The organism is Frankia sp. CcWB3 (assembly GCF_977927595.1).
On record NZ_CDWRCK010000276.1, the window covers coordinates 1 to 3,785 of the forward strand.

At 69.5% G+C, this 3,785-nt stretch carries 4 protein-coding genes; 2 read left to right on the forward strand and 2 right to left on the reverse strand.

Annotated elements, in window-relative coordinates; translation table 11 throughout:
* Positions 1-68: 68 nt before the first annotated feature.
* On the reverse strand, positions 69-455 hold the full coding sequence (locus ACY5KJ_RS17290; protein WP_462187567.1) for a hypothetical protein: 387 nt from the start codon (positions 453-455) through the stop codon (positions 69-71).
* Positions 456-670: 215 nt separating this feature from the next.
* Positions 671-1,933, reverse strand: coding sequence for a magnesium/cobalt transporter CorA (corA, locus tag ACY5KJ_RS17295; RefSeq protein WP_462187566.1), 1,263 nt, complete (start codon positions 1,931-1,933; stop codon positions 671-673).
* A gap of 220 nt (positions 1,934-2,153) precedes the next feature.
* Here corA and ACY5KJ_RS17300 point away from each other — a divergent pair, with 220 nt between their 5' ends.
* Positions 2,154-2,867, forward strand: coding sequence for a PhzF family phenazine biosynthesis protein (locus ACY5KJ_RS17300; protein ID WP_462187565.1), 714 nt, complete (start codon positions 2,154-2,156; stop codon positions 2,865-2,867).
* Between the two features lie 203 nt (positions 2,868-3,070).
* A partial coding sequence (locus ACY5KJ_RS17305) for a hemerythrin domain-containing protein (RefSeq protein ID WP_462203855.1) occupies positions 3,071-3,785 on the forward strand: 715 nt, incomplete at its 3' end.

Sequence of the window (3,785 nt, forward strand, 5' to 3'; positions counted from 1 at the left end):
CCCTCGGCCCGTGGGCGACTTTTGACTACTTAAAGTAGTTGACGGGCGAGGTCGGGCGTGCACCCCCCTCAGCGGGACCGGGAGCTGCGGCGGGTGAGGAATCCCGCTGCATCGAGCACCTGGAGCTCGACCGCGAGCTCGTGGACCTCACGGGGCAGCGAGCGATGGTGCGCTAGCGCCTCGACCGCGGCGCGGGCGTGGCCGGCGAGCTCGTCGAGGGCGTGCTGGCGCTGGCGCATCCGAGCCCGCTCCTCCTGGATGGTCCGGACCGTGTCCTCCTGCCACCGGCGGGTCCGGATGAGATGCTCGCTGGCGTCGGCGGCCTGCCGCTCGGCATCCTCCAGCCGGTTGAGGAGCGCGTCGAGGGCCTCCAGCCGGCCGGCGAGCTCCGCGATGAGATCGCCCCGATCAGGCAGGATGGCTGTTTTATGACTCTTGGGGTCAGACGAGGTCATGGAGTCCCCTGACGGGTGGGGGGATCGGCGGGGACCGCACCGAGCGGCTGGCACGAGACCCGGTTGCTCCGACACGGTTGGTAACGGTAACCGACGTGGCGGGCCAGGGGTAACCCATCGTACGGATACGTCGCGTCAGCCAACTGATAGTAAAAAGGGACTATGGATCTGCCGTCATTGTCGTGGTCCCTGCGCGCATAGCATGCAGGTCGGTGTCAGAGCCAGCCGTTGCGCTTGAACGCACGGTAGAGGAACAGGCAGATCGTCGTAATGACGGCCAGGATGGCCGGGTAGCCCCACGTCTGACGAAGCTCCGGCATGTGGTCGAAGTTCATCCCGTAGATCCCGGCGACGGCGGTCGGGACGGCGCCGATCGCCACCCAGGCACTGATCCGTCGCATGTCCTCGTTCTGTGCGATCGTCACCTGCGTCAGCGTCGCCTGGAGCACGGAGGAAAGCAGCTCGTCGAAGTGAGCTATACGCTCGCTGACCTGCTCGAGGTGGTCGGCGACGTCCCGGAAGTAACGGCGCATCGCCACGTCGACCATCGTGGGGGCGTCCGTGGTGAGGGTACGCAACGGGCCCGCGAGCGGCAGCACCGCGTGCTTGAGCTCCAGAAGCTCGCGTTTCATCTGGTAGGCGCTTTCCGTCGACGGCTTCTGATCCCGATGGAAGACCCCCACCTCGATCTGGTCGACGTCGGCCTGGATGCTTTCCACGGTGCGGACGTAGTCATCCACAATGCTGTCGCAGATGGCGTGCAGCACGGCCGTCGGGCCGTGCCGGAGCATCTCCGGGTTGGCCTCCAGCCGGCCGCGCAGCTTCGTCATCTCCCCGTGCCTGCCGTGCCGCACGGTCACGACGAAGTCCTCGCCGAGGAAGATCATGATTTCGCCGGTGGTGACTACCTCGGAGGTGCTCGTCATCTGGGTGTGCTCCACGTAACTGGTCGTCTTGAGCACCATGAACAGGTGGTTCTCGTATTGCTCGAGCTTGGGGCGCTGGTGGCCGGTGACCGCGTCCTCCACCGCGAGCTTGTCCAGCCTGTACTCCTCGGCGATCGCGGTGAGCTGCTCGTAGCTCGGCTCGAACAGGCCGAGCCAGGCGAACCCGCTGCGTTCGGACCGCGCCAACCGCAGCGCGTCGGCCTGGTCGATGTCCGTGGTGACCCGCCGGCCATGGCTGTACACGCCGCAGGCCATGACGCGCCCGTCCGGCGTCCGCGGTAGTCCGGGGCGGGGCACCTGGCGTCGTTTGCGACCCACCCGGACCAGGGAGACCGGACGGGTCAGCGCGCCGGCGAGCTTATGGGCGTTGGCCGACGCCTGCTCCAGGGCGTCCCCCAGCACCTCCCGGACGGGATGCTGGCTGCCGTGGTCGCCGCCGTCCGGGTGCGCGCCGTCATCGTCGCGTCCCCGGCTCTCGCGTACCGTCTCGTCGCGTACTCTTTCGCCCGGCACCGCATCATCCCGCATCATTGCCTCCTTCCCTGCCGCCGATCCATGTCCATGTCCACCTGTCGGCATTTCCCACGACCTTCCCGCTGGTGAACCTTCATGGTGACAAGTCGGTGCCGGCCGTCCGGAGGCGATCCAGGCTTCACCGTGGACGCGGATGCCTGGCGACTGTGCCGGCGGGGTGCCACGCGAAGGGTGAGACACACGTCCGGCGTATGGGATACCTCACAGGGAGGATCGAGTGATCGGGATCGAGGTACGCACGCTTCGGGTGTTCGCCGACGAGACGGGCGCCGGCGGCAGTCTGCTCGCCGTGGTGCTGGACGCCGCGAAGTTGCTGCCCGACGCGCGGGAGCGGTCCGTCGTCGCGCGCCGACTAGGCTGCCCCGCCACGGTCTTCGTCGACGACCCGGAGCTGGCGGAGCTGGCCACCTTCACGCCCGCCGGGGAGCTGCCCATGGCGGGACACGCCCTGGTAGGATCGGCCTGGCTGTTGGGTCGGCTGCTCGGTGGCCATCCGGAGATCCTCCGCCCGGCCGGCGGCGAGGCGGTCAGCTGGCAGGAGCAGGGCCGGGTCTGGGTCCGCAGCGCCTTGGCCGCCGTGCCTTACTGGTGGCATGAGATGCTTGCGGACCCGTGCCAAGTCGACGCGCTCGACCTGCCCCGTCCACCCGGCGAGGACCTGACCCAGCTCTGGGCGTGGGAGGATGAGCCGGGCGGGGTCGTGCGGGCCCGGGCCTTCGCCAGCAGGCACGGCGTCACCGAGGACGAGGCCTGCGGGTCGGCTTCCATGCGACTGGCCGCGCTGCTCGGGCGGCGGCTCACCATCCGGCACGGTACCGGTTCGATTGTGCTCGCGCAGCCGGGTCCGCCCGGCCACGCCGACATCGGCGGCCTGGTGGTCGAGGATGAGACGCGGTTCCTCGCCGATCTCGACGAGTTCCTCGCCCGGTGACGGTGCCGTCCGGCGGAGCCACGGCCGGACACCACAGGGACCAAGTCTGAGAGTCAGGTGCGGAGCGAGGCGACTGGCACCTTTTGTGGGTACCGGGTTACGGCTGCGTGGTGGCTGCCGAGATGCGGACCGGGTCGGATAGGCGTAGCTTTGGCTTCCGGTAGCTCTCCGCTGGGTATCTGCCCATGGGCTGCGAGGTGGTCATGGCCGAGACGTTGGCGACCTTGGTGGAGGCCGCGCATCAGGACGCCGTCCGTCTGATCGAGCTCTCGCGCAGCGCCGACGCCCACGGTGACGTGGGTGGTCCGTCGACCGACCCGCGGCAGGCGCTGCATGCCAGCGACGCGGCCGTGGCCGCCGTCTCCGCACACCTGAGCGCGATGGAGTCGGTGGTCTACCCGGAGATGGCCCGCCGGGTCGTGGGTGGCCGGGCGCGGGTGGCGGACCTGGGCCGCTTGGCGCGGCGCTGCTCCTCGGTGATGCGCGGCATTGAACAGTACGTCCAGGGGGACCTCAACCGGCCCGCGGAGCCGGTCGCGAACTTGCGCCGGGATCTGGCCGCGTTGATGGTCGAACATGCGACGCTGGAGGACGAACTTCTGCGTGAGCTGATGACCGAGCTGTCCGACGACGAGCGCCGGGATCTCCTCGACCGCTTCTCCGATGCGATGCGCCACGCTCCGACCCGACCGCATCCGCACCTCCTGCACAGCAGGCTGTTCGGTGGAAGCCTGGCGGCCCGCCTGACGGGCTACTGGGATCACCTGCTCGACGTGATGGACGCTCGGGAGGTACCCGGCGCGCCGGTGCGGGCCCCGGTGCCCGCCGGGCTGTGGGGCTGGTACCTGCTGGGCCGTCCCACGGCGCCGGTTCCGGGTGAGACCCCGCCAGGGAGGGAGGGCGCGCAGGGCCGCGCTG

Coding starts and splice junctions, on each gene's coding strand:
- corA (WP_462187566.1), bottom strand. CDS start 1,933: ATGATGCGGGATGATGCGGTGCCGGGCGAAAGAGTACGCGACGAGACG.
- ACY5KJ_RS17290 (WP_462187567.1), bottom strand. CDS start 455: ATGACCTCGTCTGACCCCAAGAGTCATAAAACAGCCATCCTGCCTGAT.